Below are 25,520 nucleotides of genomic sequence, written 5' to 3' on the forward strand. Positions count from 1 at the left end.
ACGCCCGGTTACATTCCGAACCCGGAAGCTAAGCCTCACAGCGCCGATGGTACTGCAGGGGGGACCCTGTGGGAGAGTAGGACGCCGCCGAACAATTTTTGAGAAAACCCCCGGACCGGGGATACCGGTCCGGGGGTTTTCTGCGTTCCCGGGGAAAATCGCATTCCAAGGGTATTTCCGAAAGGTATTTCTCGCGTCTGAGAAAAGGGGCGGCCTCCTGAGGAGACCGCCCCTTTTCTCGTGGCGCGGTTGCCTTGCGGCTACTTCAGGCGGGACGACGCGACGATCGAGACGATGTGCGCCGGCACGAGCAGCCACACGATCGCCGTCACGGCGACGGTCGCGATCCGCGTGGCCGTCAGATCGCCGAGCGCCAGGTCGACGACCGCGGTGACGAGCAGCAGGATGGTGCACTCGATGCCGTTGACCAGGCGGTGGAGGCCCACGGCCGAGGCCAGTCGGCGGACCTGCGCGAGACCGGTGGAGCGCGGGACGACGGAAGCGTCGGTGGCCTTCTCCATGCCGCTGTCGGACCGGGCCACGTGCACGAGGTCGGAGGACGACTTCAGGAGCAGGACGCCGATCGCCGCTGCCAGACCGGCGATCAGGTAGAGATTGAGGCCGAGTTGGGCGGCGCGGATGCCCATGCCCACCATCACGGCGGCATCGGCGAGGTAGGCGCCGAGGCGGTCGAGGTAGACGCCGAGCGGGCTGAACTGGCGCCGCCAGCGGGCCACTTCGCCGTCCACGCAGTCGAGCAGCAGATACAGCTGCATGAAGACGACGGAGAGAACGGCGCCACCGAGGCCCGGCAGGATCAGGGCGACTCCGGAGAGCATCCCCGCGAAGACCATGATCACGGTGATCTGGTTCGGCGAGATACGGGCGTCGACGAGATGGCGGGTCACCCGCAGGGAGAGGGACCTCATGTAGAGGCGTCCGGCCCAGTGCTCCGCCCGGCTGTCCAGTTTGCCCGTGGGGTGGATGACGCTGCGGAGTTCCTCTAGTTGGACTTTGGCCATGCGGTGTTCTCCCTGGCGAGCTTGCTCTTGATCGGATCGGTCGGCTCACAATGCCGTACAGGGAAGAGCATGACGGTGGCCGGGCCGGCGGTGGTCGGCAGGGTGGATATCAGGTGAGCCCGGCCGTATGCGCGTACTACGGTGACGGCATGAACTCCGTTGCCCTCGTGATCCGTTCCATACGTTCCGATGAGTGGCGGCAGGTGAAGGAGCTCAGGCTCGAAGCCCTGCTGGACCCCGTCGCCCATCTCGCGTTCCTGGAGACCTACGAGGATGCGGTGGCCAGGTCGGACGGTTTCTGGCAGGAGCGGGCGTCCGGGGCGGCTGTCGATGCCACCGCGCGGCAGCAGATCGTGGCCGTGGGCGAGGACGGGGTCTGGGCCGGGACCGTGACCGTGCTGGTCGAGGAGGCCGGGGTGCCGGACGCGTTCGGGACGGTGCCCGAGCTGCGGCAGGGGCATCTGGTGGGGGTGTACGTACGGCCCGAGTACCGGGGGAGTCGGGCCGGGGTGACCCGCGGGCTCTTCGACGCCGCTCTCGCGTGGTCCTGGGAGGCCGGGCTCGAACGCGTGCGGCTGTTCGTTCACGAGAAGAACGGCCGTGCCGAGGCGTTCTACCGGAAGACGGGTTTCCTGCCCACCGGGGAGACGGTGCCGATGCCGGGTGACACCGGCGAGCTGGAGCTGGAGTTCGCCATCACCCGGGGGTAGCGCGGCCCGCAGGCAGCAGGTCCGGTCGCGGGGCGGGTCTGTCTCAGGGCAGGCGTCTACCGGGTCAGGTCGGCAGTTCGTACTGCGGCCAGCGTGAACGGAGTTGTTCGCGGGAGCGGAGGAGAGCCAGCGTCGGCAGTCCGCGAGCCGGGCCCGTGGCCAGGAGATCGGGGAGCTGGGGGAGCGGGGCCACGGCCGCGATGTCGTCCAGGACGAGCGTAAGTGGTGGGTCGAGCCGACCGGAGGATGACCGTTCGGCCATGCGCCGGCCACGCTCGACCACGCTTGAGGCGAGGGCCGTCAGCAGAGGCATGGCGCCGGGGCCTGCCTTGGGGTCCTCGAGGGGTTCACCGATCAGATAAAGCGTGCCCCCTTCGTTGACGAAGGAATCCAAGGCGAGGCTGTCATTTCGGTTCGGAGTGCAGGATTCTCGGATGTTGACCGTGCCGAGCGCCGACAGAGCCCTGGCGGTCAGCTCCTGTGCGATGTCGCGGCGTTCGGGGTGCGAGACGAGCGCGGCCTCCAGCTCGCCCGCGGCGCCGGACGCGGCCCGCGGATTCGTGCGCAGGGCTCGTACGGCGTCCTGCACCTGTGAGCCCTGGGCCCAGCGGTGGACGTGGCGGAAGGCCTTGCCCTCCACCGCGGCGGCGTGCAGATAGCTGCGCATGAGTGTCTCAGCGACATCGGCCATCGCCTGGTCCGCCTTGGCGGAGGGGCGCACCGGGGCGAGGAGGGCGGCCGCTCTGGCCGCCGCCGTCTCCTTGTCCTCGCAGCCTGCCGAGGGGGACCAGTGCAGCCGGGCCGGGGTGTCGCAGAGGTGGGCCGGGTCGTAGAGGAGGACCGGGCCCAGTTTGGCGCGGGCGTCCTTGGTCTCCGACCAGGTGCGGGGGTCGGAGGTGATGACGAGGGCCGGGCCCTCGGCGTCGCGTACGGCCTGGGCCGCGGTGGGGTGGCGGGTCTCCGCGGGGGCGAGGACGACCGCGTGCGTGGAGGCCCACGCGGGCTGCCGCTGGGGTGCCGTGACGGGACCGGACGCCGTGGCGGGGCGGGCCGGTGCGGTCCCGGAGGTGACGGCGTCCCAGCCGTTTTCGGTTCCGTGGGCCGGCGCGGCCACCTGCGCCTGCGCCGGTGCCTGCGAGGCCGCGAGCCCGTGCGTCGGCGCCTGCGAGGCCAGATGGCCGTTCCCGTTCCCTTGCTGGGTCGGGTGCCCGTTTCCCTGTTGGGCCGTCTGCTCACCCGGCCGTTCCCGGGGCGGGGTGCCCGTCCGATCGGTCTCGGCCGTTCTGTGGGCCGTCTCCAGGGGCTGTGTGGGCAGCGGGCGCTGTTCCGTCCTGGCCGGCGGCACCACCGGGTCGGGCGCGTCCGCGAACTTCTCGGCCTCCCCGCCCCGCACTCGTCTTCGCGCCCGTCCCGCCCGCCACCGCGCCATCGTCCCCATCACGAACACGGCGAGGACCAGCAGCACCATCAACTGGCCGATGAACAGGCCCCAGAAGAGGCCGTAGCCCGACAGCTGGGAGGCCGGGGTGTCGGGCCAGGCGCCGGCGATGTCGTGCGGCTTGCCGATCAGGTGCCGCATGGCCAGGGGCGTACGGGTGAAGGTGACCGCGTCCGGCCAGGCGCCGCGGGAGAACCATCCCGCGAGGCCCGTCGCCGACCAGACCATCAGGGTCATGCCCAGGAGGAAGCCCAGCACCCCGATCAGCAGGCCGTCCGGGATGCCGCCCGCCCCCTGCTGCCGGGGGGCGGGCCGGTCGGGGTGCTGGCTCATCTCACGCCACCGTGGACTCGGTGGAGCCGTCGAGATCGCTGAGATGGTGCTCCATGAAGGCCGCGGCCCGTTCCTCGGCCTCCAGTTCGGCGGCGCGCATCGCGTCGTCGGAGATGAGGTCGGCGGACGACTGCGTCATCGCGCGGTCGGTGAAGACCAGGGGGCGTTCCGTCTCGGTGATGAGGTGCTTGACCACCTGGACGTTGCCGTTGACGTCCCAGACCGCGATGCCCGGGGTCAGCGTCGGGATGATCTCGACCGCCCAGCGGGGCAGGCCGAGGACCCGGCCCGTCGAACGGGCCTCGTCCGCCTTCTGCGCGTAGATGGTCCGCGTCGAGGCCATCTTCAGGATCGCGGCGGCCTCCTTGGCCGCCGCTCCGTCGACGACGTCCGACAGGTGGTGGACCACCGCCACGAAGGACAGACCGAGACGGCGCCCGAACTTCAGCAGCCGCTGGAAGAGCTGGGCCACGAACGGGCTGTTGATGATGTGCCACGCCTCCTCCACCAGGAAGATGCGCTTCTTGCGGTCGGGCCGGATCCAGGTGTGCTCCAGCCACACACCGACGATCGCCATCAGGATCGGCATGGCGATGGAGTTCCGGTCGATGTGCGACAGGTCGAAGACGATGAGGGGGGCGTCCAGGTCGATGCCGACCGTCGTCGGGCCGTCGAACATGCCCCTCAGGTCACCGTCGACCAGCCGGTCCAGGACCAGGGCCACGTCCAGACCCCAGGCCCGTACGTCGTCTATGGCGACGTTCATCGCCTCGGCCGACTCCGGTTCGGGGTGGCGCAGCTGCTCGACGATGTCGGTGAGCACCGGCTGGCGCTCGACGATCGTCTCGTTGACGTAGGCGTGCGCGACCTTCAGGGCGAAGCCGGACCGCTCGTCGAGGCTGTGCCCCATCGCGACCTCGATGATGGTGCGCAGCAGTGCCAGCTGGCCCGTCGTCGTGATGGTCGGGTCGAGCGGGTTGAGCCGGATGCCCATGTCCAGGGCGGCCGTGGGGTCGAGCCGGATGGGAGTTATCCCCAGCTCCTGCGCGATGAGGTTCCATTCGCCGACGCCGTCCTCGCCCTGGGCGTCGAGGACGACGACCTGGCGGTCGCGGAAGCGCAGCTGCCGCAGGACGTACGTCTTCTCCAGGGCCGACTTGCCGTTGCCGGACTCGCCGAGGACCAGCCAGTGCGGGGCCGGGAGCTGCTGCCCGTAGAGCTGGAAGGGGTCGTAGATGTAGCCCTTGCCGGAGTACACCTCGCGGCCGATGATGACGCCCGAGTCGCCGAGACCCGGTGCGGCGGTGGGCAGGTAGACCGCCTGCGCCTGGCCCGTGGACGTGCGCACGGGGAGGCGGGTGGTCTCGACCTTGCCGAAGAGGAAGGACGTGAAGGCGTCCGTCGCGGCGGAGAGCGGATCCCGCATCAGTGCATCAGCCCCTACCTGCGGATTCCGGTGGCGAACGGGAGGGTGTTGACGAAGGCGCGGTGGTGCTCGCGGTCGCACCACTCCAGCTTCAGATACGACTTGCCGGCCGAGGCGCGGATGGTGCGCTTGTCGCGGGCGAGTGCCTCGGGGTTGCGGGAGGAGACGGTGATGTAGCCGACGAGGTTGACGCCCGCGGCGCCGCTCGCCAGGTCCTCGCCGCGCTGGTCGAGGCGGTTGTGCGAGGCGATGTCGCGCGGGTCGACGGTGCGGTTCATCTTGGCGGCGCGGCTGGCCTCGGCCTCGTCGTTCGTCTTCTCGGTCAGCATGCGCTCGATGGCGATCTCGGTGGGTTCGAGGTCCATGGTCACGGCGACCGTGCGGATGACGTCGGGGGTGTGGACGAGGAGCGGGGCGAGGAAGTTGACGCCCACGGGGGTCATCGGCCATTCCTTCACCCAGGCCGTGGCGTGGCACCAGGGCGCGCGGGTGGAGGACTCGCGGGTCTTCGCCTGGAGGTACGTCGGCTCCATGGCGTCCAGCTCGGCCGGCCAGGCGTTGCGCTTGGTCATCGCCTGGATGTGGTCGATCGGGTGGTCCGGGTCGTACATCGAGTGCACGAGGGAGGACAGCCGTCCCTGGCCGAGCGGCTGCCGTACGCGGATGTCGGCTTCCTGGAGCCGGGAGCAGATGTCGGTCAGCTCGCGGGCCATGACGACGGCGAGTCCGGCGTCCCGGTCGACCTTGCGTCCGCCCTGGGGCCGCGCCGCCCGCGCCATGGCCTGGCCCTCGGCGGCCAGTTCACGCGAGTAGTGCATGCAGGCGACGAGGTAGGCCCGGTGCTGCTCGCTGCTCGTGGACACCATCGACTGGAGCTGGTCGTACGACTGCTGGAGCCATCCGGGGGCCCGCTCGTCGCCGCGCTGGGAGACGTCCTTGGCGTGGGCGTCGGGGTCGGCGGGGAGGGTGCGGGCGAGCATCTGGAGGCGGGTGACGAAGCCGTCGCCGTTCGCCACGTGCTTGAGCAGCGTGCCGAAGCGGTCGACGAGGGCCTCCTGGTCCTCGCTGTCGCGCAGACCGACACCCGGTCCCTCGATCTCGATGGCGGCGGTGACGGTCCGGCGGTCGGCGTGCAGCAGGACGGCGATCTCGTCGGGTCCGAACGGGGCGGCGAGCCAGGCGATGCGCCCGATGCCGGGCGGCGGTCCGATCTCGATCTCTCTGCCGTCGAGGTGGGTGCCGGCCTCCATCACCTGGTTGCGGTAGGCCGTTCCCCGGCGCAGGGTCCGCTTGTAGCTGCGGTTGATCTCGAACCACTTGTAGAAGGTGCGCCGTTTGTACGGGATGTACACCGCGGCGAGCGCGAGCAGCGGGAAGCCCATCAGCAGCACGATCCGCAGGGACAGCACCGGGACGAGCAGGCCGCACATCATGCCCAGGAACGCGCCGCCGATGATGAGCGCGATCTCGCCGGACTCGCGGTTCCGGCCGACGATCGCGTTCGGCCGGGCGCGGCCGATCAGATATGTACGGCGGGGCGTGACCGGATGGGACAGGTGGGACTCGGTCGTCAACGCCCTTCACCTCCCGTGCGGTTGCTGTTGCGGGTGTTGCTTGCGTGCGGGGTGTTGATCGGGCTGTTGCGCGGCGGTGGTGCGGCGGAGGGGACAGATCCGCCGCCTCCGTTCGGCGTACGGCTGCTGTGCGCGGCCACACCGCCGGACGCGGGGTTGGCGGGGCGCGGCTGGCTGTTGCCGCCTCCGCCGCCGTTGTTGTCGGCGCGCGAGCTGTGCGTTTTGATGCCCTGCGCGACCAGGGTGGCCGGCGAGCTGATCACGGCGGCGGCCTTGCCCTCGGCGCCCTGCATGATGCGGTTGTTGCGGGAGCCGGCGATCTCGTCGCCGAAGCCCGGTACGAAGCGGTAGATCATCGCGCTGGCGAAGATGGCGAGCAGGATGATGGCGAGCCCGGAGACGACGGCGGAGAACGCGTCGGGGCCGTTGTCGGAGCTGAGGGCTCCGGCGAGGCCGAGCACTATCACGATGACCGGCTTCACCAGGATCACCGCGATCATGATGCCCGCCCAGCGGCGGACGTGGCTCCACAGGTTCTTGTCGACCAGGCCGGCGTAGACGACGGTGCCGAGCAGGGCGCCCACGTAGAGCAGGGCGGCCCGGATGACCAGCTCCAGCCAGAGGATTCCGGCGGCCAGGATCGAGACCATCGAGACGACGATGAGCATGATGGGGCCGCCGCCGATGTTGCCGCCCTTGTCCAGGGCGCCGGAGAACGTCCCGAAGAACGCGTCCGTCTGGTTGCCCGTCGTCTTGGCGAGCACCTCCGTCACGCCGTCCGTCGCGGAGACGACCGTGTAGAGGATCAGCGGGGTGAACGCCGAGGCCAGCACGGTCAGCCAGAGGAAGCCGATCGCCTCGGAGAGGGCCGTGCCGAGGGGGACACCTCGTACGGCCCGTTTCGCGACGGCCAGCACCCACAGCAGCAGGGTCAGGATCGTGGACGCCGCGAAGACGACGGCGTACTGCTGGAGGAACTTGGGGTTCGTGAAGTCGACGTTGGCGGTGTCGTTCACGGCGGCGGAGAGTTTGTCGATGGTCCAGGAGGCGGCGTCGGCGCAGCCGTTGGCCAGGGAGGACAGGGGGTCCAGCGTGGACCCGACACCGGGGTCGGTGGTGAGACCTGATTTACCGGATCCCTTGGTGCCGCTGTCGCAATACTTTCTGGCAGGGCCACGGACGAGTTCACAAGGGTTGCGGCTGGGAGTCGGGCTGGGGGCTGCGACCGCCTTGGTGGCCAGCAGGACGGCGGCCGACTGCATCGCTGCCACCGTGGCGGCGAGCGAGAGGACACGGCGCGGCTTGTTAGCGGGCATACGTGAACCCTCCGTACTCCTCGACGGCCTTGGTCATGTCGTCCGCGGTGGAGGCCTTCTGGTCGCGCCCCACCGGGACGGGGCCGTCCTTCTGAGTGAAGTCGGTGACCTTCCAGTCCCCGTTGATCCACTTCAGCTGGTAGGTCGTCGTGTACCAGCTCTCCGACACAGGGTTGGTGGAGCCGTCGCCGGACAGGCCGAAGAGCGAGGTGTACCAGAGTTCGACCGTGGCGCTGTCCGTGCTGGAGTCCTTGATCTTGGTGCCGACCGGGATGATGCGCGAGATGAAGGTCTGGCCGGCCGGCGCGGCGCCGTTCTTGTCCAGGCCGATGTTCGTCAGGAACTTCTCACTCGTGTAGGCCGAGTCCAGGTCGGGCTGCCGTGCGGCTGCCACCTCGGGCGTGTACACGGCGTCGACGATCGCGTGCCGCTGGTCGGCTTCGAACATGCCGGTGGAGCCCAGCGCGACCCCGTAATTCGTGGCGGCGCTCTGGGCTCCCTCTTGGGTGTGGGCGAAGCCCGATGGGATGCCGGCTGTCTTCGAGGTCACCGGGGGGTTGCCGGAGGCCGCCGTGGGGGAGGTCTTCGCCTTGTCGCCGCTGGTGTCGCCGGGCGAGGCCGCGTCGTCCCCGCGGTTCGCGAAGGCGATCGCGGCGATGAGCAGGACGACGACGCCGACGACCGTGACCAGGCTCCGTGAGGAGGATCCGCGGCCGCGCCGCGCGCCGCCGTAGACGTCGCCCGGACGGTCGGGCAGGCGGGTGCGGGTCTGGCCCGAGCCGCCGTACCCCCCGTCCTCACCGCGCGGGCCGTCGCCGTACCCGGGTTCGTCACCGAGACTCATGCCGCGTACGCCCCCTCAATCTCTCGCTGAACCACGTAGTACGACGGTAGCCGTGCTGGTTCCCGTGCGGGCGCGGTGTGGTGACTGGACATCAGGGAGTTGCAACCTCAGCCGGTGGGCACGACGGACAGATGGATCGGAGAAGCGAGAATCCGGGCGCGCCCGGCCGGGTACTGGCGGCGCGCCGGGTGCGGCGCGGCCCGGCCGGGCTACACGGCCATGCCGTACACGATGGTGAAGAGCGTGCCGAGGGATCCGATGATGAAGACCCCGGTGAGCCCGGCGATGATGAGCCCCTTGCCCTGTTCGGCGCTGAAGGTGTCCCGGAGCGCGGTAGCGCCGATGCGCTGTTTGGCCGCACCCCAGATCGCGATGCCGAGGCAGAGCAGGATGGCGACCGCCATCACCACCTCGACCATCACCTTGGCTTCGTTGCCCAGGCTGCCGAAGGGGCCCCAGTCCGGGGCGATTCCACCGATGATTGTGTTGATGTCGCCCTTGTCGGCTGCGAAAAGCATGTAAGTCACCGCCCCTAGTGGGTAGTTCTGCACCCCCTGCCACTGCGCGCAGAGGTCGGGCCCATTCTCGCCGACAATGACGCCTTCGTATGTCGACTTGACGTCATTGGTTGGCGGGATTCGTGCGAATTCCTTGTCGCCGGCGTACGCGGGACCCTCGCGGGAGGCGTACGGCGGTGTACGAAGAGTCGTATCGTCACTCTGTGTATCACGGGTGGTCACGCCGGGCAATGAAGTGGAACCGGAACCTGGTGCGTGGTTCCGTCGTTGTCCCCTTCTACGGTTCGCGCGCGGTGTGAATTCGAACGGACGCGGGTGCTCCGGAGGGGTTCTGACGGTGCGTCGTGCCGGTGTTCCCCGGGTCGTCGGGTCCGCGCCGGGTGGACGCGCTGCGACGGGCCGGTGGTGCCGCGTGCTTCGTGGCAGGCGTGCTCACGTCATGACCCTACGAGCGGCCTTCGGCGGGAGCCGGGGGCCGCTCGTCCTCCAGCCCCTCGACGAAGTGGTCGAACTCGCCCGCCCGGACCCCCAGGACGAACGCGTCCCACTTCCGGCGGGTGGTGGTGACGACGTTCTCCGGGTCGCCGGTCTCCCTGATGTGGACCAAGTCGTTCTCACTGAAAGCGAGTTCGATCCAGGGGCCGGGGCCGGTCGCGTCCTCCGGGGCGGCGCGCACCCAGTCGAGGTCCGCGGGGACGTCAGTCACGGGGCCGTTCCTCCTTGAGGACGCCCAGGAGGGAGCGGAAGGCCGTGGGCGTGGCCGTGAGCACCGCTCCGCTCGGGTCACCGGATTCGGTGAGGCGGATCGCGCCGGAGGCGCTCTCTCCGGCCACGTGGACGCAGGCTTCCCCCTCGCCGCAGTACGAGGACTTCTGCCAGGTGGGTGTGAGCATCGCGGACTCCTTCACAGGTCCTTGAGGATGTCGTGGACGAACGACTGCGACTCCTCGGGCGGGAGGGCGGTCGCCTCCATGCGGTCGAGCAGTACGCGGTACTTGTCGAGCTGGGCCTCGGAGTCGAGCAGTGCCGAGCCGTGCGACTGGTCGAGGTGCACCGTGTCGAGCTGGGGGACCGCTCCGTGGGCGTACAGGACCGACTGCCCGGACCCGGGGTAGGCGCCGGCGGAGAACGGGATGACCCGGACCGTGACGTGCGCGCGCTCGCTCATGTCGAGGATGTGCCGGAGCTGTTTCCGTGTGACCGCGGAGCCGCCGAACCGCATACGCAGGGCGGCTTCGTGGATGACGGCCCGGTACGCAGTGGGGGAGTCCTTGTAGAGGACGGTCTGACGCTTGATCCGGAACGACAGCCGATGCTCGACGTCGGGCGGGGAGAGTTCCGGTACGACCTGGCGGAAGACCTCGCGGGCGTGGTCGTGGATCTGGAGCAGCCCGGGGACGTGAGCGGTGACCGCGGCGGTCAGACGGGTGGCGTGATGCTCCATCTCGGCCAGGTCGACCATCCCGCCCGGCAGGATCTCGCGGTACTCCTCCCACCAGCCACGGACGCGTTGGGCGGTCATGTCGCCGAGTGCGTCGACGAGGGCCTTGTCCCCGCAGGCGTAATGGCCGGCCAGGGTGCGCACCCGCTCGGGGCTCACCCCCGCGCGTCCGGCCTCCACGTTGCTGATCTGGTTCTGCTGGACGCCGAGCAGCCTGCCGGCCTGGGTGGAGGTCAGACCCGCGCGCTCCCGGAGCTTGCGCAGCTCGGCACCCAAGCGGAGTTGACGACCCGTCGGGTTGCTTCTCACGGGTCAGGCCCGCCTCCCTCACGCGGCAAGTCACCCACTCGGGTGATAGATCATCACTTTCACCGCATCCGTGTAAGACCTTTCACAGATGCCGCTACCTTATTGCTGGGACCCCGCCCAGAAGTACCCCGCTCGACGGAGCGGCCGCGGTCACTGGGCACCGTAGCGACACGAGACCAGTCAACTCCCCTCCGTGATCGGAGACTTTCATGGCCACCGTATCCCCGCCCTGGTCCTACACCCTCCAACTCCCGCACGATCCTCGCTCCCCGGGAATCGCCCGGGCCACCCTGCGTGCCGTGCTCGCGGCCCGGGGGCTCACCGAACTGGTGCCGACCGCGGAGCTGTTGGCCTCCGAACTGCTGACCAACGCCCATCTGCACGCGCCCGGACCGTACGCGCTGCGCGTTCTCTCGGCGGAACCGGACCGGCTGCGGGTCGCCGTCTGGGACGCGGATCCGGCCGTCCCGTCGGGATTCCGGGAGGGGCCCTCCGCCGGTCCGCCCGCGCACGACGACGAGCACGGCCGGGGACTGCACCTCGTACGGGCCTGCGCCGACGCGTGGGGGGTCTCCGTGCTGCGTGAGCTGGGGGCGTCGCGGGGCGGGAAGCTCCTGTGGGCGGAGTGCCGCCACGCCGGGGAGGCGCGGGGCTGAAACGGCTCCCGGTGGCTCCGGGGCGGGTCGGGGCCGGTGGGGCCGTGCCGAGCGCGGGTGGCCGGGCGGGGTCGGCGTTCACAGGTGATACTCGGACTGGTCCGAGGTTTGTCTCACCCGCTCGGGGCAAGGTGAGGGGCGATGAAGAGCATCCGCATCACCCGTCTCCCGGGAACCCGGCGGCCCGCCCTGCTCGGCGCGGCCCTCGTGCTGCTGGCCGTGACGTCCTCGTCCGTCGCCGCGGCGGACGACGGCCCCGGGCCGTTCGGCGTGACAGTCCGGGCCGCCGAGAACGGCCGGAGCGCCCGGGTGGGCGCGCTGTTCCACGGGAGTGCCGCGAGCGGTGGCGGCGGCGGGCACTTCTGCACCGCCTCCGTCATGCACAGTGAGGGGCGGGACCTTCTCGTCACGGCCGCCCACTGCCTGGACGGTGAGGCGGAACTGTCCTTCGCGCCCGGCTACCGGGACGGCAGGGCGCCGTACGGTTTCTGGGACGTCCAGGGCGTGTTCCTCCCCGAGGGGTGGCGCAAGGACCAGGACGAGGACAGCGACGTCGGCTTCGCCGTGCTCGGCACCCGCGACGGCGAGGAGGCCGAGGACGTCGTCGGCGGCGGGAACGCCTTCGCCGCGCACCGCGCCACCGGGGCCACCGCCGTCACCGTCACCGGATATCCCGGCTCCCTCGACACCCCCATCACCTGCACCGACAAGCCCACCGCGCTGAGCCGCACGCAGCAGCGCGTCGCCTGCCCCGCCTTCGCCGGCGGGACCAGCGGCAGTCCCTGGGTGAACGGGGACGGGGCGGTCGTCGGCGTCATCGGCGGCCACGAACAGGGCGGGGACACCGACGACGTCTCGTACAGCGCCGTGTTCGGCACCGAGGCCGAGGAGCTCTACCACGTGGCCGCCCTGGCCGGATAGCACCCCCGCACGGGGACGAACCGTTTTGTCCCCGCGCGCGACACCCCTCTCGCACAGCGGCCCGCCTCTACACTGACCGCGGCGGACTCCTGTGCGGCGAGGGGCGGTTGACGGTGCGTAAGGCCTGGATCGTGGCGACCGCGGCCGTGGGCGCGGGGATGGGCTTCGTGATGGTGCTCGTCGTCGGGGTCTACCTGGTCGCCGGGAACCTCGCGGGCGGCATCGGCGGCGGTTCGGTCGGACTCGCCAAGGGCGCGGTACCCGCCGCGTACCAGAGCCTCGTGCAGAAGTGGGGCAACCTCTGCGCCGCGATCAATCCCGCCCTGCTCGCCGCCCAGCTCTATCAGGAGAGCGGATTCAATCCGAACGCGAAGAGTCCGGCGCAGGCGCAGGGGATAGCGCAATTCATTCCGGGGACCTGGGCCACGCACGGGGTCGACGGCGACGGGGACGGTGTCCGCGATGTATGGAACCCGAATGACGCGATTCCGTCGGCCGCCTCGTACGACTGCGAGCTCGCCTCCTATGTGAAGAACGCTCCGGGAAACGTCACGGAGAACATGCTCGCCGCCTACAACGCGGGCGCCTACGCGGTCATCAAGTACCGGGGTGTGCCGCCGTACGCGGAGACCCGGAACTATGTGAAGACGATCACCACGCTGGCGAAGAGCTTCGCGGCCCCGGTGACCCGCGTGGACCCCTCGAAGCAGGCCGCGGCGGCCATCACGTACGCGCAGAAGAAGCTCGGCACACCCTATCTGTGGGGTGGCAACGGCACGGCTGACCAGGGTGGACGGTTCGACTGCTCGGGTCTGACCAAGGCCTCGTACGACAGCGTCGGGGTGAGCCTGCCGCGGGTGGCCAACGACCAGTACAACGCGGGCCCGCATCCCAAGCGGGAGGAACTGCTGCCCGGGGACCTGGTCTTCTTCTCGGACGACCTCACCAACTCCCGCGCCATCCGGCACGTGGGTATCTATGTGGGCGGCGGATACATGATCGACGCTCCCCGGCCGGGTGCCGTCATCCGGTTCGACCCCGTCGACACGCCCGACTACTTCGGGGCCACCCGGGTGACGGAAGATGGCGCGAAAGCATTGCCCACTTCGGTATGAATCCACCCCTTGATCTGCGGAGATATCTCTCTTCGATAACGTGTGCGTGATCATTCCGTGGAGGGTGGAACGTATGGGAGGGGACCGTGCGTTCCTTTTGACGTAGAGAACTGATCTACAACCACGGGGTGGATCGAGCGGCGCGCGAAAGGGCGCGGTCGCGGGAAAGACGACGAAGGGGCCGCAGCGCCATGGCGCAACTCGCCGAATCCGGTTCGAACCCCGACGTCGACCTGCTCTACGACATCAATGGCCTGGCCAAGCACGCGCCGCACTGGCTGGACCGGATCATGGAGTTCGTCGGCGAGTGGGGTCTGCTGCTCGCGATGGTCCTGCTGGTCCTGTGGTGCTGGTCCTCCGTGCGGCGCCGGGGCGGAGCCGACGCGGCCGCGACCGTGGCCGCGCTCGTCTGGGCACCGCTCGCGGCCGGGATCGCGCTCCTGGTGAACGTTCCGATAAGAGGGTTCGTGGAGCGTCCGCGCCCCTTCGTGGACCACCAGGGCCTGGACGTCCTGGTGAGCGGCAAGACCGACTTCTCCTTCGTCAGCGACCACGCGACGATCACCATGGCGGTGGGCGTCGGACTCTTCGTCGCCCACCGGAGGTTCGGACTCGCCGGGATCGCGCTGGCGCTGTTCGAAGGGTTCTGCCGGGTCTTCATGGGCGTGCACTACCCGACGGACGTCATCGGCGGATTCGCGCTCGGCACGGCCGTCGTCCTGCTGCTGTCGCCGCTCGCCACGGCCCTGCTGACCCCGGTCATGAAGGCCGTGGAGAGGGCTCCGCGCGCGGGCCGGCTGATCCGGGCGCGCGGCACCGCACCCGCCGGGCGGGAGGCCCTGATCCCGGGGGCGCGGACCGAGCACACCGAGGAACGGGACCTCGCCGCGTAACTCCCGGGCCCGGCCACGGCGCCCGCACGGCACCCCCGGTGACCCCTACAGGGCCTGGGGGAAGGAGAAGAAGCGGTGCGGGTCGTACTGGTGCTTCAGGGCCGTCAGGCGGGTGGCCGCGTCGCCGTAGTAGGCCTTGCGCCAGTTGGTCAGCGTCGCGTCGGTGTAGTTCTGGTAGGCCGCGCCCGAGGCGTACCGGGTCATCGCGTCGTGGGCGCCCGTCAGCCAGGACTGGGCGGTGGTCCCGGAGGTGCCCGCCCGCCAGGAGACGATGTACTGGGCGAGCATGCGCGAACGGCGGTGCACGAACGCGGTGGACGTGGGGGCGACGCGGTTGACGGCGCCGCCGAGCGCGGTGAGCGCGATGCTGCCCGCGCCGCCGCGGACGGCGGAGATCTGGTTCAGGAGCGTCTGGACACCGGCCGCCGATATCGACCGGTCGAAGAAGTCCGAACGGGCGGCGTACGTCTCGCGGCCGAGGGCGCCCTGCGGGCTGCGGCCCGGCGTCGACCCCGGCAGGTGGCACTGGGCGTCCGCCGAGAACGACGAGCAGCCCGCGTACACCTCCATCGAGTCCTCGTACGAGCGCCGCTTGAGCGTGACGCTGCGCGCGGGGGAGCCGATCCGGTCGGCCAGCCGGTCCACGGCGTTCTGGAGTTCGCCGTAGGTGCCGAGGGAGAAGGCGGCCACGGAGACGGTGGGTGTGCCGCCGGCCGCGTCGGCCAGGTGGCAGGACGACCAGATCTCGTCCGGCTGGCTCGGACCCCACTCCTGCCAGGCCTTCACCACGGCGGCGGCCTTGGCCCACGGCCAGGTCATGTACGCCGTGACGCCCTGCGGCGCGGGATGCGTCGTGAAGCGGAGCTCGGTGACGACGCCGAAGTTGCCGTTGCCGGCGCCGCGCAGCGCCCAGAAGAGGTCCTTGTTCTCGGTCGCGTTCGCGGTGAGCTGCTTGCCGTCGGCGGTGATCAGCGTCGCCTGGGTGAGGCTGTCGCAGGTCAGTCCGTACGCCCGTGACACGACACCGTGGCCGCCGCCCAGGGTCAGTCCGGAGACGCCCACGGTGGGACAGGAGCCGGCGGGGATGGTGACGCCCTTCGCGGCCAGCGCGCGGTAGACGTCGATCAGCTTGGAACCGGCGCCGACGACCGCCTCGTTCGCCGAGGCGCGGATCTTGTTCAGCTTGGAGACGTCGATGATCAGGCGGCCGTCGCCGGAGGACCAACCCGCGTAGGAGTGGCCGCCGTTGCGGATCGAGACCTTCACGCCGTGGGCGCGGGCGTAGTCCATGGTGGTGCGGATGTCGTCGGCGTGCGCGACATAGGCGACGGCGGTGGGCCTCAGGTTGTCGAAGCGCGTGTTGTAGAGCTGGTGGGCGGCGGGCCAGCTCCGGTCGCCGGGGCGGACGAGAGCGCCGTCGAGCTGGTGGGACAGTGCGGTCCAGTTCGCGGCCGCGCGGTTCGCCGCGGTCGCCGTTCGGATGCCGGTGCTCTCGGCGGAGGCGCTCGCGGCGCTCGTGCTCCCGGCCTTGCCGTCGGCGCCGCCCTGGTCGCTGCCGTTGCAGGCGGACGTCGTCGCCGCCGCGAGGACGGCGGTGGCTCCGCCGATGAACGAACGCCGTTGCATGTGTGCCTCCCGTAGGTTCCGTGGAACGAGACGGGCCCCCGGGCCCCGGGGTTCCGTGCGGCTGTGTCGCAGAACCGCTACAGAGCCGCGCGTCCCGGCACGCGCGCCGGCGGGCGGGAGCGGCGGGGTGGGCGAAACGGCCGACGCTTCGTGACGTCGGCCGCGATGGTTCGCCTGCGCAAGCGGGTCCCCCTTGTACGAAGTCGATGTGATCTTCGGATCAAGGGGAACCTAGGTCGGCGCTGTTCGAAGCGTCAATCGAAGAGGGGTGGATGCGGCCATGTCCGGAGATGGCCGTTGACAGCGACCCGTGGTGCGCGGGAGTCCGCTCCGGGTCACGCCGTCGCCGCCGCCCGTACGCCGGTTCAGCCCGTGCTGTGCCTGTCGGCGTCCGTGCGGGCCTGGCTTCTGGCGCGGCGGGCAGGGCCTCGCCAGCCGCAGGTGCAACGGGCCAGACAGAAGGGGCCCTGCTCGACCGTGGTCGTCCGGTGACCGGGGAGAGGGTCCGTCTCGTCCAGTTGCTCCACACCCACAACGTTACCCAAGCCCGGTGAACGGACTCCCGCCGCGTGACGGGTGTCCTCACCTGTCGTTAACCGGAACGACGGGAAGGCCCGGGACGGACCGGCTGGGGGTCGGTGGACGATGGTGGCGCAGCAGCAGGAACGGGCGGCGGTCCTGGTCGCGTTCGTCGCGACGGGGCTGATCGCCTGCGGCACCGGGTGCTCGGGCGGCGGGGCGGCGGCGGAGGACGTCCGTGCCGGGCCCGGCACCGTCGGGACGCTGCGTCGGGCGGTGGCCGCCCTGGAGCGCGCCGGCAGCGCGAAGGCCAGCACGTCGATGGAGATGGCCACCGGCGGGACCCGGGTCACCATCCGCGGGCAGGGCGTGTACGACTTCAGGAAGCAGACCGGGCGGCTGAAGGTGCTGCTCCCGCAGGACCCCGCGGGAGCGGCCGAGCACCGCCCGATCACCGAACTCCTCGCCCCGGGTGCTCTGTTCATGAAGAACCGGGGTGCCGGGGTGCCCGCCGACAAATGGGTAAGGGTGGAGACGGCCGGTCTCACGGACGGCAACCTGGTCACGGGGGGCGCCACCGACCCGTACGCCGCGGCCGAACTGCTGCGCGGCGCGCGGTCGGTGACCTACGTGGGCACGACCGAGATCGCCGGGATCCCCGTCCGGCACTATCGGGGGACCGCCGACCTCGGCACCGCCGCGCGGGACGCCTCGGCGGGGCAGCGGCCGGCGCTGAGGGCGGCGGCGAAGGGGTTCGCCACCACCGAGGTCCCGTTCGACGCCTACCTCGACGACGAGGGGCGGCTGCGCAAGGTCAGGCACCGGTTCAGCTTCGTCAACGGACAGCGGAAGGGCACCGTCGCGGTCGCCTCGACGCTCCTGCTGTACGACTTCGGCAGCCCCGCCGTCGTACGGCTGCCGGATTCCTCGGACATCTACGCCGGGAAGATCGCGGAGTAGTGGCTTCCGGGGAGATGGGCAAGAGCATCCGGAGCCGTAGCTTCGGATGAGGGCTGGAAATGGCCCTTCCGTGCCATGCGCGGTGTGTAGGCCGCTCCCTACTCTAGGAAGTCGGTGACGGCAGGAAGAGGTGGTGCGCGTGGCTCCGGTCGGCGGTGCGGCAGTTCAGGACCACGTGGCCCTCGCCGAGATCGACCTGTGCGCCGAGCTGATCATCGCGGCCTCGACGGCGCACGAGGACCGCCTCAGCCTGGAGAGCATCGACGCGGTCCTGAAAGTGGCCGAAGAACGCGCTCCCGGGCAGCGGGGCGTGGAGGACTAGTCCTTTCCGGCCCCCTCCGGCCCCTGTCCGGCCGTCGTCCGGTGGCCGAGGTGCGCGCGTCGGTGATGTCACATGCGTCGTATCTCTCACGTTTCGCGTGCTTCTCGTGGTTTCCGCGGCCGGCGGGCCGCTCAGCCGCTCCGCGGGCGGGTCGGCGGCTCAGGTGCGCAGCAGGCGGCCGATCGCCTTCGTCGCTTCCTCGACCTTCGCGTCGATCTCGTCGCCGCCCTTGAGGGCGGCGTCCGCCACGCAGTGACGCAGGTGCTCCTCCAGGAGCTGGAGGGCGAAGGACTGGAGCGCCTTGGTGGAAGCGGACACCTGGGTGAGTATGTCGATGCAGTAGACGTCCTCGTCGACCATCCGCTGGAGGCCGCGGATCTGTCCCTCGATGCGGCGCAGCCGCTTCAGGTGCTCGTCCTTCTGCTGGTGGTAGCCGTGGACACCGCGGTCGTGGTCGGTCACGATCTTCTGGGCGTCGCCGGAGGGCGTCGGTGCGCCGGCCTCGGTGGTCGTCATCGCGTCCTCCTGCTGGGTTCGATCGGCGAACCTGTCTGATACGCCGCTTACATATACCCCTGGTGGGTATATCGTACCGAACTTTGCTGGGTAAGGAGCCCTTGCCCGGCGCCCGTACCGGACCCCGTGCCGATCGCTGTGCCTGATGGGCGACACTGGGTGGCGGCCCATTAGCCGTGGCCGGATGATGCGCCTAGCATCAGCCTGACCGAACCGAAGCACCCCGAGGACCCCAACGTGCGCTTTCGTCTGACCCCCAGGGAGACGAGCTTCTATGACATGTTCTCCGCATCCGCGGACAACATCGTCACGGGCTCGAAGCTCCTGATGGAACTGCTCGGGGCGGACACGTCCGCTCGGGCCGAGATCGCAGAGCGTATGCGGGCCGCGGAGCACGCCGGTGACGACGCGACACACGCGATCTTCCACCAGCTGAACTCCTCCTTCATCACGCCGTTCGACCGCGAGGACATCTACAACCTCGCCTCGTCCCTCGACGACATCATGGACTTCATGGAGGAGGCCGTCGATCTGGTCGTCCTGTACCAGGTCGAGGAGCTGCCCAAGGGCGTCGAGCAGCAGATCGAGGTGCTGGCGCGCGCCGCCGAGCTGACCGCCGAGGCCATGCCGAACCTGCGGACCATGGACAACCTCACCGAGTACTGGATCGAGGTCAACCGTCTGGAGAACCAGGCCGACCAGATCCACCGGAAGTTGCTGGCTCACCTCTTCAACGGCAAGTACGACGCCATGGAGGTGCTGAAGCTCAAGCAGATCGTGGACGTGCTGGAGGAAGCGGCCGACGCGTTCGAGCACGTGGCGAACACGGTGGAGACCATCGCCGTCAAGGAGTCCTGACCCGTTCATGGACACCTTTGCTTTGATCGTGACCATTGGGGTCGCGCTCGGATTCACGTACACGAACGGCTTCCACGACTCGGCGAACGCCATCGCCACGTCCGTGTCCACGCGTGCCCTGACGCCGCGGGCCGCGCTCGCCATGGCCGCGGTGATGAACCTCGCCGGTGCGTTCCTCGGCAGCGGGGTCGCCAAGACGGTCAGTGAGGGGCTGATCCAGACGCCCGAGGGCTCGAAGGGGATGGGCATCCTCTTCGCGGCGCTCGTCGGCGCGATCACCTGGAACCTGATCACCTGGTACTTCGGTCTGCCGTCCTCGTCCTCGCACGCCCTGTTCGGCGGCATGGTCGGCGCGGCGCTGGCCGGGGGGACGACGGTCTACTGGAGCGGGCTGCTCGACAAGGTCATCATCCCGATGTTCCTGTCGCCGGTCATCGGTCTGCTCGTCGGCTATCTCGTGATGACCGCGATCATGTGGATCTTCCGGCGGTCCAACCCGCACAAGACCAAGCGCGGTTTCCGTATCGCGCAGACGGTGTCCGCGGCCGGCATGGCGCTCGGGCACGGTCTCCAGGACGCCCAGAAGACGATGGGCATCGTGGTGATGGCGCTGGTCATCGCCGGCGAACAGGGTCCGAACGACCCGATCCCGGTCTGGGTGAAGATCGTCTGTGCGGCGATGCTGTCGCTGGGGACGTACGCGGGTGGCTGGCGCATCATGCGGACGCTCGGGCGGAAGATCATCGAGCTCGATCCGCCGCAGGGCTTCGCCGCCGAGACGACCGGCGCGTCGATCATGTTCGCGTCGGCCTACCTCTTCAAGGCGCCGATCTCCACGACCCATGTCATCACCTCGGCGATCATGGGTGTCGGGGCCACGAAGCGGGTGAACGCCGTGCGGTGGGGTGTCGCCAAGAACATCGTCCTCGGCTGGTTCATCACCATGCCGGCCGCGGCGATCGTGGCGGCGCTCAGTTTCTGGGTAGTGAACCTGGCGTTCCTGTAGGGCGTGATCGCCGCTGGGGGTGCCCGGCGGTGCGGGGCCGGTCCTTCGGGGCCGGCCTTTTGCGTTTCCGGGGCCCGGGCCCCGGGGGCTGGACCCGGGAAAGCGAAGGGGCCCGCCCCCGGTCTCGGGGGCGGGCCCTTTGCGTCCTCGCGGTGGCACCGCCATGCAGCACCGCGAGGGGTTCAGGGAGGCGGTCCGGTCAGCCGAAGCGACCGGAGATGTAGTCCTCCGTGGCCTGGACGGACGGGTTGGAGAAGATGCGCTCCGTGTCGTCGATCTCGATGAGGCGGCCGGGCTGGCCCACCGCGGAGAGGTTGAAGAACGCGGTGCGGTCCGAGACGCGCGCGGCCTGCTGCATGTTGTGCGTCACGATGACGATCGTGAAGCGCTCCTTCAGCTCACCGATCAGGTCCTCGATGGCGAGGGTGGAGATCGGGTCGAGGGCCGAGCAGGGCTCGTCCATGAGGAGGACCTGCGGCTCCACCGCGATCGCCCGCGCGATGCACAGACGCTGCTGCTGGCCGCCGGACAGGCCGGACCCGGGCTTGTTCAGCCGGTCCTTGACCTCGTTCCAGAGGTTCGCGCCCTTCAGGGAGCGCTCCACGATGTCGCCGAGCTCGGACTTCTTGTAGCTGCCGTTCAGCTTCAGGCCCGCCGCCACGTTGTCGAAGATCGACATGGTGGGGAAGGGGTTGGGGCGCTGGAAGACCATGCCGATGGTGCGGCGCACGGCGACCGGGTCTATGCCGGTGCCGTACAGGTCCTCGTCGTCCAGGAGCACCTTGCCCTCGACGCGCCCGCCGGGGGTGACCTCGTGCATGCGGTTCAGGGTGCGCAGGAAGGTCGACTTGCCGCAGCCGGAGGGGCCGATGAAGGCCGTCACGGAGCGGGGCTCGACCGTCATGGAGATGTCTTCGATCGCCTTGTGGGCGCTGTAGTAGGCGGTCAGACCGCTTACGTCGATTCGCTTGGCCATGTCAGTCACTGCTTCTTTCGAAAAGGATCGGGTCGCTGATCGGCCGCGTCAGCGGCCCGTCTTGGGTGCCTTCCAGCGCGCGATGGCGCGGGCTCCCATGTTGAGGATCATGACGAACAGGATGAGCGCCAGTGCGGCCGCCCAGGCCCTGTCGGTGGACGCCGGGGTTCCCGCCGCGTACTGCTGGTAGATGTACAGCGGCAGGGAGGCCTGGGGGCCGTCGAACGGGTTGTTGTTGATGAAGCCCGTGCCCCACACCAGCAGCAGCACCGGAGCGGTCTCACCGGTGATGCGCGCGACGGCGAGCATCACGCCCGTGGTGATGCCGCCGATGGACGACGGCAGGACCACCTTGAGGATGGTGCGCCACTTCGGGATGCCGAGGGCCAGGGAGGCCTCGCGCAGCTCGTTCGGGACGAGCTTGAGCATCTCCTCGGTGGAGCGGACCACCACGGGCATCATCAGGATCGACAGGGCCATCGCGCCGGCGAAGCCGGAGTAGCCCATGCCCAGGATCAGGATCCAGAAGCTGAGGACGAACAGGCCGGCGACGATCGACGGGATACCCGTCATGACGTCGACGAAGAAGGTGACGGCCTTGGCGAGACCGCCGCGGCCGTACTCGACGAGGTAGATCGCGGTGAGCACGCCGATCGGCACGGCGATGAGCGAGGCGATGCCCACCTGCTCCAGGGTGCCGATGATCGCGTGGTAGATGCCGCCGCCGGGCTGGGCGTCGGCGACCACACCCATGGAGTGGCTGAGGAAGTAGGTGTCGAAGGCCTTCACACCGCGCTTGAGGGTCTCCCAGACCAGGGAGACGAGCGGGACGACGGCGACGATGAAGCAGACCCACACCAGACTGGTGGCGACGCGGTCCTTGGCCTGGCGGCGGCCCTCGACGCGCGCGGCGATCACGTACGTACCGAGGACGAAGAGGATCGCGGAGATCAGACCCCACTGGACCTTGCTGTCCAGGCCGGCGGCCAGGCCGACGCCCACCCCGACCGCGACGGATCCCGCCGCGATGGCCCAGGAGGACCACTTGGGCAGGCGGGCGCCGCGCAGCGTGCTGGCGTGCTTGCGGGTGACGGGTGCGTTGCTCATGCGTTGGCCCCCGAGTACTCCTTGCGGCGGTTGATGATCACGCGCGCCGCGCCGTTGACCAGCAGGGTGATCACGAACAGGACGAGACCCGAGGCGATCAGGGCGTCCTGGCCGAACTCGGTGGCCTCGTTGAACTTGGCCGCGATGTTCTGCGCAAAGGTGCCGCCGCCGGGATCGAGCAGGCTGGCCTGGATGCCGAAGCTCGGGGAGAGCACGGTGGCGACGGCCATCGTCTCGCCGAGCGCGCGGCCGAGGCCGAGCATCGAGGCGGAGATCACGCCGGAGCGGCCGAAGGGCAGCACCGACATGCGGATGACCTCCCAGCGCGTGGCGCCGAGGGCCAGTGCCGCTTCCTGGTGCATCTGCGGTGCCTGGCGGAAGACCTCGCGGCTCACGTTCGTGATGATCGGGAGGACCATGATCGCGAGCAGGATGCCGACGGTGAGCATGGAGCGGGGCGCCCCGCCCTGCCAGGTGAAGATGCCGGTCCAGCCGAAGTAGGTGTCGAGCCAGCCGAACAGCCCGTTCATGTGCGGTACGAGGACGATGGCGCCCCAGAGGCCGTACACGATGGAGGGGACGGCGGCGAGCAGGTCGATCACGTACGCGATGGGTCCGCCGAGCCTGCGCGGCGCGTAGTGCGTGATGAACAGGGCGATGCCGACCGCGACCGGGACCGCGAGGGCCATGGCGATGACCGCGGAGACCACCGTGCCGAAGGCCAGCACCGCGATGCCGAAGACCGGCGGTACGAGGTTGGTGTTCCACTCGAAGGTGGTGAGGAAGTTGCCCTCGTTCTTGCTGAGCGCGAGGGAGGCGCGGTAGGTGAGGAAGACCGCGATGGCGGCCATGATCACCAGGAGGAGGATGCCGGAGCCGCGGGAGAGCGCGAGGAAGACGCGGTCTCCGGGGCGGGTGGCGCCGCGGGCGGCGCGCTTGCTCGCGGCATCCGAAGGCCTCGGGGCAGGGGGAGGTGCTTCAGTGCTCTGTGTCGATATGTCCATCATGAGTCTCCGGTCTGCGGAGCCGTGTCGAGTGGCGGCTCCAGGCGGCGGTGCACCGGACGGTGCGGCCCGCCTCGGCGAGGCGGGCCGCACACTCGGGTCAGCTCAGGTTCGAGATGGTGGAACGAACCTTGGTGATGATCTCGTCGGGGATCGGGGCGTACTGGGCGGCGGTCAGCTGCTTCTGACCGTCCTCGCTCGCGATGTAGGTGAGGAAGGACTTGGTGGCGGCCAGGGTGTCGGCCTTGTTGCCCTTCTCGCAGACGATCTCGTAGGTGACCAGCGTGAGCGGGTAGGCGCCGTCGGCGGTCGGCTTGTAGTTCATCTCCAGGGCCAGGTCGCTGCCCGTGCCGACGACCTTGGCGGAGGAGATGGCCTTGGTGGCGTTCTCGACGGTGGCCTTGGCCGGGGTGGCGGCGTCCGTCTTGAGGGCGACGGACTTGATGCTGCCGGTGGCGTAGGAGAGCTCGAAGTAGGAGATCGCGCCGGGGGTCTGGTTCACCTGCTGGGCGAGGCCGGCGGAGCCCTGCGCGGACTGGCCGCCCTTCGCCTGCCACGCCTTGCCGCCGGAGTAGCTCCAGTCGGACGGGGCGACGGCCTTCAGGTACTTGGTGAAGTTGTCCGTGGTGCCGGACTCGTCCGAGCGGTGGAAGGCCTGGATCTTGGTGGAGGGGAGCTTCGCGTCGGGGTTCAGCTTCTGGATGGCCTCGTCGTTCCACTTCGAGATCTTGCCGTCGAAGATCTTGGCGATCGTGGAGGCGTCCAGGACGAGGTTGTCGACGCCGTCGAGGTTGTAGCCGATCGCGATGGGGCCGCCGACCATGGGCAGGTCGACCGCGGCGTTGCCGCCACAGGTCTTCTTGGCGGCCGTGGCCTCTTCGGGCTTCAGCGGCGAGTCCGAACCGGCGAACGCGGTCTGGCCCTGGATGAACGTGGTGACGCCGGCGCCCGAACCGGTCGGGTTGTAGTTGATCTGCACGTCCTTGCAGGCGGCCCTGAAGGTCGTCACCCAGGCGTCGATCGCGTTCTTCTGCGCGGAGGAGCCGGAGGCCTGCAGCTGACCCTTGGCGTCGTCACACTTGATGGCGCTGTTGTTGCTGGCCGAGGCCGAGCTGCCGCCACCGCTGGTGTCGCCGGTGTCGTCAGAACCGCACGCCGTGAGGGCCAGGGCGCCGGAGACGGCGAGAGCACCGAGGGTGAGGGCCCGCCGGTTCATGCGCTGAAGCTTCACTTCGGGAGTTCCTTCCAGGAGCCGCCGTCAGGTGGCGGCGTGCGATGTGAACTGCGTTCCGTAGCGAGGTGAAGGGGTTCGCCCTGAGGCGTCCTTCGCACCGCGTAAGGCCGAAATTAGGCAGATCAGGTGAAGGCGCCGAAGGCCGTAAGTGAACGCAGGGTGAACCCCTGACGGCGGTGCGGTGAGGTCACGGAACGCTCACGTCGAGGACACGACCGTGTCCCGGCCGAGGGGGCCGGAAGGGAAACTCCAGGTAATCGAACGGGGGTGGACGCGACGGACGGTGCCCGTGTTCCCGTCATAGCTCATTCGCCCCGATTTCCTCATGAGCAACAGCGAAGGGCCCGCTCACTACGGTGCGTGCCCGCCGTCGGCTCCCCAGGCTCGTTTCCGCGTACGCCGGGGCGCCGCGCCGGATGCCGGGAGAGGCGCCCTCATATACAGGGGAACACGTCAGGCCGGACGCAGCGCGTCCAGCAGCGCGTCGACCAGATCGCGGTCGCGTGGCTGGGTGAGGCGGTGGCGTGCGGCGGTGGGGGAGAGCCAGAGCAGGCGGTCGACCTCGTCGTTCGGGGCGAAGCGGCCGTCGGCCGCCTCGGCGCCCCAGTAACGGACCTCTTTGGGGCGGCCGGCGACGAGATAGCGGAGTGTGGGAAGCACGGCGCCGGGGACGGCGCCGTAGCCCGTCTCCTCCTCGACCTCGCGCAGCGCGCCGGTCAGGAACCCCTCGCCGCGTTTCAGCTTGCCCTTCGGGTGCGACCAGTCGTCGTACTTGGGCCGGTGGACGAGGCAGATCTCCAGCGCGGAGTCGACCGGGGAGCGGCGCCACAGGACGCAGCCCGCCGCGTGAATGGTGTCGTCGGCCATGGGGCCTCC

The 25,520-nt window shown here is 69.7% G+C and carries 26 protein-coding genes and 1 rRNA gene; 10 read left to right on the forward strand and 17 right to left on the reverse strand.

The window, feature by feature from the left end:
* A 5S ribosomal RNA gene (gene rrf / locus ACF07B_RS32130) occupies window positions 1–93 on the forward strand; the annotation flags it as partial.
* Window positions 94–260: 167 nt separating this feature from the next.
* On the opposite strand, the gene ACF07B_RS32135 is transcribed toward rrf, so the two are convergent.
* Window positions 261–1,022, reverse strand: a complete 762-nt coding sequence (locus ACF07B_RS32135; RefSeq protein WP_392181570.1) for a CDP-alcohol phosphatidyltransferase family protein — start codon at window positions 1,020–1,022, stop codon at window positions 261–263.
* A gap of 149 nt (window positions 1,023–1,171) precedes the next feature.
* On the opposite strand from ACF07B_RS32135, the gene ACF07B_RS32140 reads away from it, so the two are divergent.
* Window positions 1,172–1,732: a GNAT family N-acetyltransferase gene (locus ACF07B_RS32140; protein ID WP_392181571.1), complete on the forward strand. Its 561-nt coding sequence runs from the start codon at window positions 1,172–1,174 to the stop codon at window positions 1,730–1,732.
* Between the two features lie 64 nt (window positions 1,733–1,796).
* Here the strand turns inward: ACF07B_RS32140 and ACF07B_RS32145 are convergent, their stop codons facing one another.
* From ACF07B_RS32145 to ACF07B_RS32185, 9 genes are all read right to left on the reverse strand, one after another.
* Window positions 1,797–3,503: a type VI secretion protein gene (locus ACF07B_RS32145; RefSeq protein WP_392181572.1), complete on the reverse strand. Its 1,707-nt coding sequence runs from the start codon at window positions 3,501–3,503 to the stop codon at window positions 1,797–1,799.
* 1 nt (window position 3,504) lies between these two features.
* Window positions 3,505–4,929, reverse strand: a complete 1,425-nt coding sequence (locus ACF07B_RS32150) for an ATP-binding protein (protein ID WP_392181573.1) — start codon at window positions 4,927–4,929, stop codon at window positions 3,505–3,507.
* A gap of 14 nt (window positions 4,930–4,943) precedes the next feature.
* On the reverse strand, window positions 4,944–6,503 hold the full coding sequence (locus ACF07B_RS32155; RefSeq protein WP_362401076.1) for an SCO6880 family protein: 1,560 nt from the start codon (window positions 6,501–6,503) through the stop codon (window positions 4,944–4,946).
* Window positions 6,500–7,819, reverse strand: a complete 1,320-nt coding sequence (locus tag ACF07B_RS32160; protein WP_369486260.1) for a hypothetical protein — start codon at window positions 7,817–7,819, stop codon at window positions 6,500–6,502. The genes ACF07B_RS32155 and ACF07B_RS32160 overlap by 4 nt, the downstream gene beginning before the upstream one ends.
* Entirely contained in the window at window positions 7,809–8,663 is an 855-nt protein-coding gene (locus tag ACF07B_RS32165; protein ID WP_392181574.1) for a hypothetical protein, read from the reverse strand. The genes ACF07B_RS32160 and ACF07B_RS32165 overlap by 11 nt, the downstream gene beginning before the upstream one ends.
* Window positions 8,664–8,872: 209 nt before the next feature.
* A complete protein-coding gene (locus tag ACF07B_RS32170; RefSeq protein ID WP_037622434.1) occupies window positions 8,873–9,181 on the reverse strand; it encodes a hypothetical protein in 309 nt (102 codons plus the stop codon).
* 445 nt (window positions 9,182–9,626) lie between these two features.
* Window positions 9,627–9,887 (reverse strand): DUF397 domain-containing protein, encoded by a 261-nt coding sequence (locus ACF07B_RS32175; protein WP_392181575.1) that lies wholly within the window; start codon window positions 9,885–9,887, stop codon window positions 9,627–9,629.
* Window positions 9,880–10,074: a DUF397 domain-containing protein gene (locus ACF07B_RS32180; RefSeq protein WP_392181576.1), complete on the reverse strand. Its 195-nt coding sequence runs from the start codon at window positions 10,072–10,074 to the stop codon at window positions 9,880–9,882. Before ACF07B_RS32180 ends, ACF07B_RS32175 begins: the two co-directional genes overlap by 8 nt.
* An 11-nt stretch (window positions 10,075–10,085) precedes the next feature.
* Complete coding sequence (locus tag ACF07B_RS32185; protein WP_392181577.1) at window positions 10,086–10,931, reverse strand: helix-turn-helix domain-containing protein; 846 nt, start codon at window positions 10,929–10,931, stop codon at window positions 10,086–10,088.
* Between the two features lie 209 nt (window positions 10,932–11,140).
* On the opposite strand from ACF07B_RS32185, the gene ACF07B_RS32190 reads away from it, so the two are divergent.
* From ACF07B_RS32190 to ACF07B_RS32205, 4 genes are all read left to right on the forward strand, one after another.
* Entirely contained in the window at window positions 11,141–11,587 is a 447-nt protein-coding gene (locus tag ACF07B_RS32190) for an ATP-binding protein (protein WP_384233760.1), read from the forward strand.
* A 141-nt stretch (window positions 11,588–11,728) separates the two neighbouring features.
* On the forward strand, window positions 11,729–12,508 hold the full coding sequence (locus ACF07B_RS32195; protein WP_392181578.1) for a trypsin-like serine peptidase: 780 nt from the start codon (window positions 11,729–11,731) through the stop codon (window positions 12,506–12,508).
* Between the two features lie 107 nt (window positions 12,509–12,615).
* Complete coding sequence (locus tag ACF07B_RS32200; RefSeq protein ID WP_362401099.1) at window positions 12,616–13,623, forward strand: bifunctional lytic transglycosylase/C40 family peptidase; 1,008 nt, start codon at window positions 12,616–12,618, stop codon at window positions 13,621–13,623.
* A gap of 191 nt (window positions 13,624–13,814) precedes the next feature.
* On the forward strand, window positions 13,815–14,516 hold the full coding sequence (locus ACF07B_RS32205; RefSeq protein ID WP_369482930.1) for a phosphatase PAP2 family protein: 702 nt from the start codon (window positions 13,815–13,817) through the stop codon (window positions 14,514–14,516).
* A gap of 45 nt (window positions 14,517–14,561) precedes the next feature.
* Here ACF07B_RS32205 and ACF07B_RS32210 read toward each other — a convergent pair whose 3' ends face one another.
* Window positions 14,562–16,142, reverse strand: a complete 1,581-nt coding sequence (locus tag ACF07B_RS32210; protein WP_392181579.1) for an FAD-binding oxidoreductase — start codon at window positions 16,140–16,142, stop codon at window positions 14,562–14,564.
* Window positions 16,143–16,787: 645 nt separating this feature from the next.
* Here ACF07B_RS32210 and ACF07B_RS32215 point away from each other — a divergent pair.
* Window positions 16,788–17,621: a hypothetical protein gene (locus ACF07B_RS32215; protein ID WP_369482928.1), complete on the forward strand. Its 834-nt coding sequence runs from the start codon at window positions 16,788–16,790 to the stop codon at window positions 17,619–17,621.
* A gap of 133 nt (window positions 17,622–17,754) precedes the next feature.
* Window positions 17,755–17,943 carry a hypothetical protein gene (locus ACF07B_RS32220; RefSeq protein ID WP_362401114.1) on the forward strand — a complete coding sequence of 63 codons (189 nt, stop codon included), beginning with the start codon at window positions 17,755–17,757 and terminating at the stop codon, window positions 17,941–17,943.
* A 159-nt stretch (window positions 17,944–18,102) separates the two neighbouring features.
* Here the strand turns inward: ACF07B_RS32220 and ACF07B_RS32225 are convergent, their stop codons facing one another.
* Entirely contained in the window at window positions 18,103–18,459 is a 357-nt protein-coding gene (locus ACF07B_RS32225; RefSeq protein WP_362401117.1) for a metal-sensitive transcriptional regulator, read from the reverse strand.
* A 237-nt stretch (window positions 18,460–18,696) separates the two neighbouring features.
* Between ACF07B_RS32225 and ACF07B_RS32230 the strand changes: the two genes are divergently transcribed.
* Both ACF07B_RS32230 and ACF07B_RS32235 read left to right on the forward strand, forming a co-directional pair.
* A complete protein-coding gene (locus ACF07B_RS32230; RefSeq protein ID WP_326786950.1) occupies window positions 18,697–19,317 on the forward strand; it encodes a DUF47 family protein in 621 nt (206 codons plus the stop codon).
* Window positions 19,318–19,324: 7 nt separating this feature from the next.
* Entirely contained in the window at window positions 19,325–20,323 is a 999-nt protein-coding gene (locus tag ACF07B_RS32235; RefSeq protein WP_362401121.1) for an inorganic phosphate transporter, read from the forward strand.
* Between the two features lie 199 nt (window positions 20,324–20,522).
* On the opposite strand, the gene pstB is transcribed toward ACF07B_RS32235, so the two are convergent.
* The 5 genes from pstB to ACF07B_RS32260 form a co-directional block, all read right to left on the reverse strand.
* Window positions 20,523–21,299 (reverse strand): phosphate ABC transporter ATP-binding protein PstB, encoded by a 777-nt coding sequence (pstB, locus tag ACF07B_RS32240; RefSeq protein ID WP_362401124.1) that lies wholly within the window; start codon window positions 21,297–21,299, stop codon window positions 20,523–20,525.
* 48 nt (window positions 21,300–21,347) lie between these two features.
* Window positions 21,348–22,406: a phosphate ABC transporter permease PstA gene (gene pstA / locus ACF07B_RS32245; RefSeq protein ID WP_392181580.1), complete on the reverse strand. Its 1,059-nt coding sequence runs from the start codon at window positions 22,404–22,406 to the stop codon at window positions 21,348–21,350.
* Complete coding sequence (gene pstC, locus ACF07B_RS32250; RefSeq protein ID WP_392181701.1) at window positions 22,403–23,410, reverse strand: phosphate ABC transporter permease subunit PstC; 1,008 nt, start codon at window positions 23,408–23,410, stop codon at window positions 22,403–22,405. The genes pstA and pstC overlap by 4 nt, the downstream gene beginning before the upstream one ends.
* Before the next feature lie 100 nt (window positions 23,411–23,510).
* A complete protein-coding gene (gene pstS, locus ACF07B_RS32255; RefSeq protein WP_392181581.1) occupies window positions 23,511–24,641 on the reverse strand; it encodes a phosphate ABC transporter substrate-binding protein PstS in 1,131 nt (376 codons plus the stop codon).
* A gap of 456 nt (window positions 24,642–25,097) precedes the next feature.
* A complete protein-coding gene (locus ACF07B_RS32260) occupies window positions 25,098–25,511 on the reverse strand; it encodes an NUDIX hydrolase (RefSeq protein WP_369482924.1) in 414 nt (137 codons plus the stop codon).
* Between the last annotated feature and the right edge of the window lie 9 nt (window positions 25,512–25,520).

The sequence above is a fragment of the Streptomyces sp. NPDC015532 genome, from assembly GCF_043078065.1.
Lineage (GTDB): Bacteria > Actinomycetota > Actinomycetes > Streptomycetales > Streptomycetaceae > Streptomyces.

What these genes read in the sequence shown, in the direction of transcription:
- ACF07B_RS32150 (WP_392181573.1), bottom strand. Translation starts at nt 4,929, where the DNA reads ATGCGGGATCCGCTCTCCGCCGCGACGGACGCCTTCACGTCCTTCCTC.
- ACF07B_RS32135 (WP_392181570.1), bottom strand. Translation starts at nt 1,022, where the DNA reads ATGGCCAAAGTCCAACTAGAGGAACTCCGCAGCGTCATCCACCCCACG.
- ACF07B_RS32165 (WP_392181574.1), bottom strand. Translation starts at nt 8,663, where the DNA reads ATGAGTCTCGGTGACGAACCCGGGTACGGCGACGGCCCGCGCGGTGAG.
- ACF07B_RS32145 (WP_392181572.1), bottom strand. Translation starts at nt 3,503, where the DNA reads ATGAGCCAGCACCCCGACCGGCCCGCCCCCCGGCAGCAGGGGGCGGGC.
- ACF07B_RS32170 (WP_037622434.1), bottom strand. Translation starts at nt 9,181, where the DNA reads ATGCTTTTCGCAGCCGACAAGGGCGACATCAACACAATCATCGGTGGA.
- pstA (WP_392181580.1), bottom strand. Translation starts at nt 22,406, where the DNA reads ATGAGCAACGCACCCGTCACCCGCAAGCACGCCAGCACGCTGCGCGGC.
- ACF07B_RS32235 (WP_362401121.1), top strand. Translation starts at nt 19,325, where the DNA reads ATGGACACCTTTGCTTTGATCGTGACCATTGGGGTCGCGCTCGGATTC.
- pstB (WP_362401124.1), bottom strand. Translation starts at nt 21,299, where the DNA reads ATGGCCAAGCGAATCGACGTAAGCGGTCTGACCGCCTACTACAGCGCC.
- ACF07B_RS32260 (WP_369482924.1), bottom strand. Translation starts at nt 25,511, where the DNA reads ATGGCCGACGACACCATTCACGCGGCGGGCTGCGTCCTGTGGCGCCGC.
- ACF07B_RS32225 (WP_362401117.1), bottom strand. Translation starts at nt 18,459, where the DNA reads ATGACGACCACCGAGGCCGGCGCACCGACGCCCTCCGGCGACGCCCAG.
- pstC (WP_392181701.1), bottom strand. Translation starts at nt 23,410, where the DNA reads ATGGACATATCGACACAGAGCACTGAAGCACCTCCCCCTGCCCCGAGG.
- ACF07B_RS32180 (WP_392181576.1), bottom strand. Translation starts at nt 10,074, where the DNA reads ATGCTCACACCCACCTGGCAGAAGTCCTCGTACTGCGGCGAGGGGGAA.
- ACF07B_RS32195 (WP_392181578.1), top strand. Translation starts at nt 11,729, where the DNA reads ATGAAGAGCATCCGCATCACCCGTCTCCCGGGAACCCGGCGGCCCGCC.
- ACF07B_RS32140 (WP_392181571.1), top strand. Translation starts at nt 1,172, where the DNA reads ATGAACTCCGTTGCCCTCGTGATCCGTTCCATACGTTCCGATGAGTGG.
- ACF07B_RS32160 (WP_369486260.1), bottom strand. Translation starts at nt 7,819, where the DNA reads ATGCCCGCTAACAAGCCGCGCCGTGTCCTCTCGCTCGCCGCCACGGTG.
- ACF07B_RS32210 (WP_392181579.1), bottom strand. Translation starts at nt 16,142, where the DNA reads ATGCAACGGCGTTCGTTCATCGGCGGAGCCACCGCCGTCCTCGCGGCG.
- ACF07B_RS32215 (WP_369482928.1), top strand. Translation starts at nt 16,788, where the DNA reads ATGGTGGCGCAGCAGCAGGAACGGGCGGCGGTCCTGGTCGCGTTCGTC.
- ACF07B_RS32190 (WP_384233760.1), top strand. Translation starts at nt 11,141, where the DNA reads ATGGCCACCGTATCCCCGCCCTGGTCCTACACCCTCCAACTCCCGCAC.
- ACF07B_RS32205 (WP_369482930.1), top strand. Translation starts at nt 13,815, where the DNA reads ATGGCGCAACTCGCCGAATCCGGTTCGAACCCCGACGTCGACCTGCTC.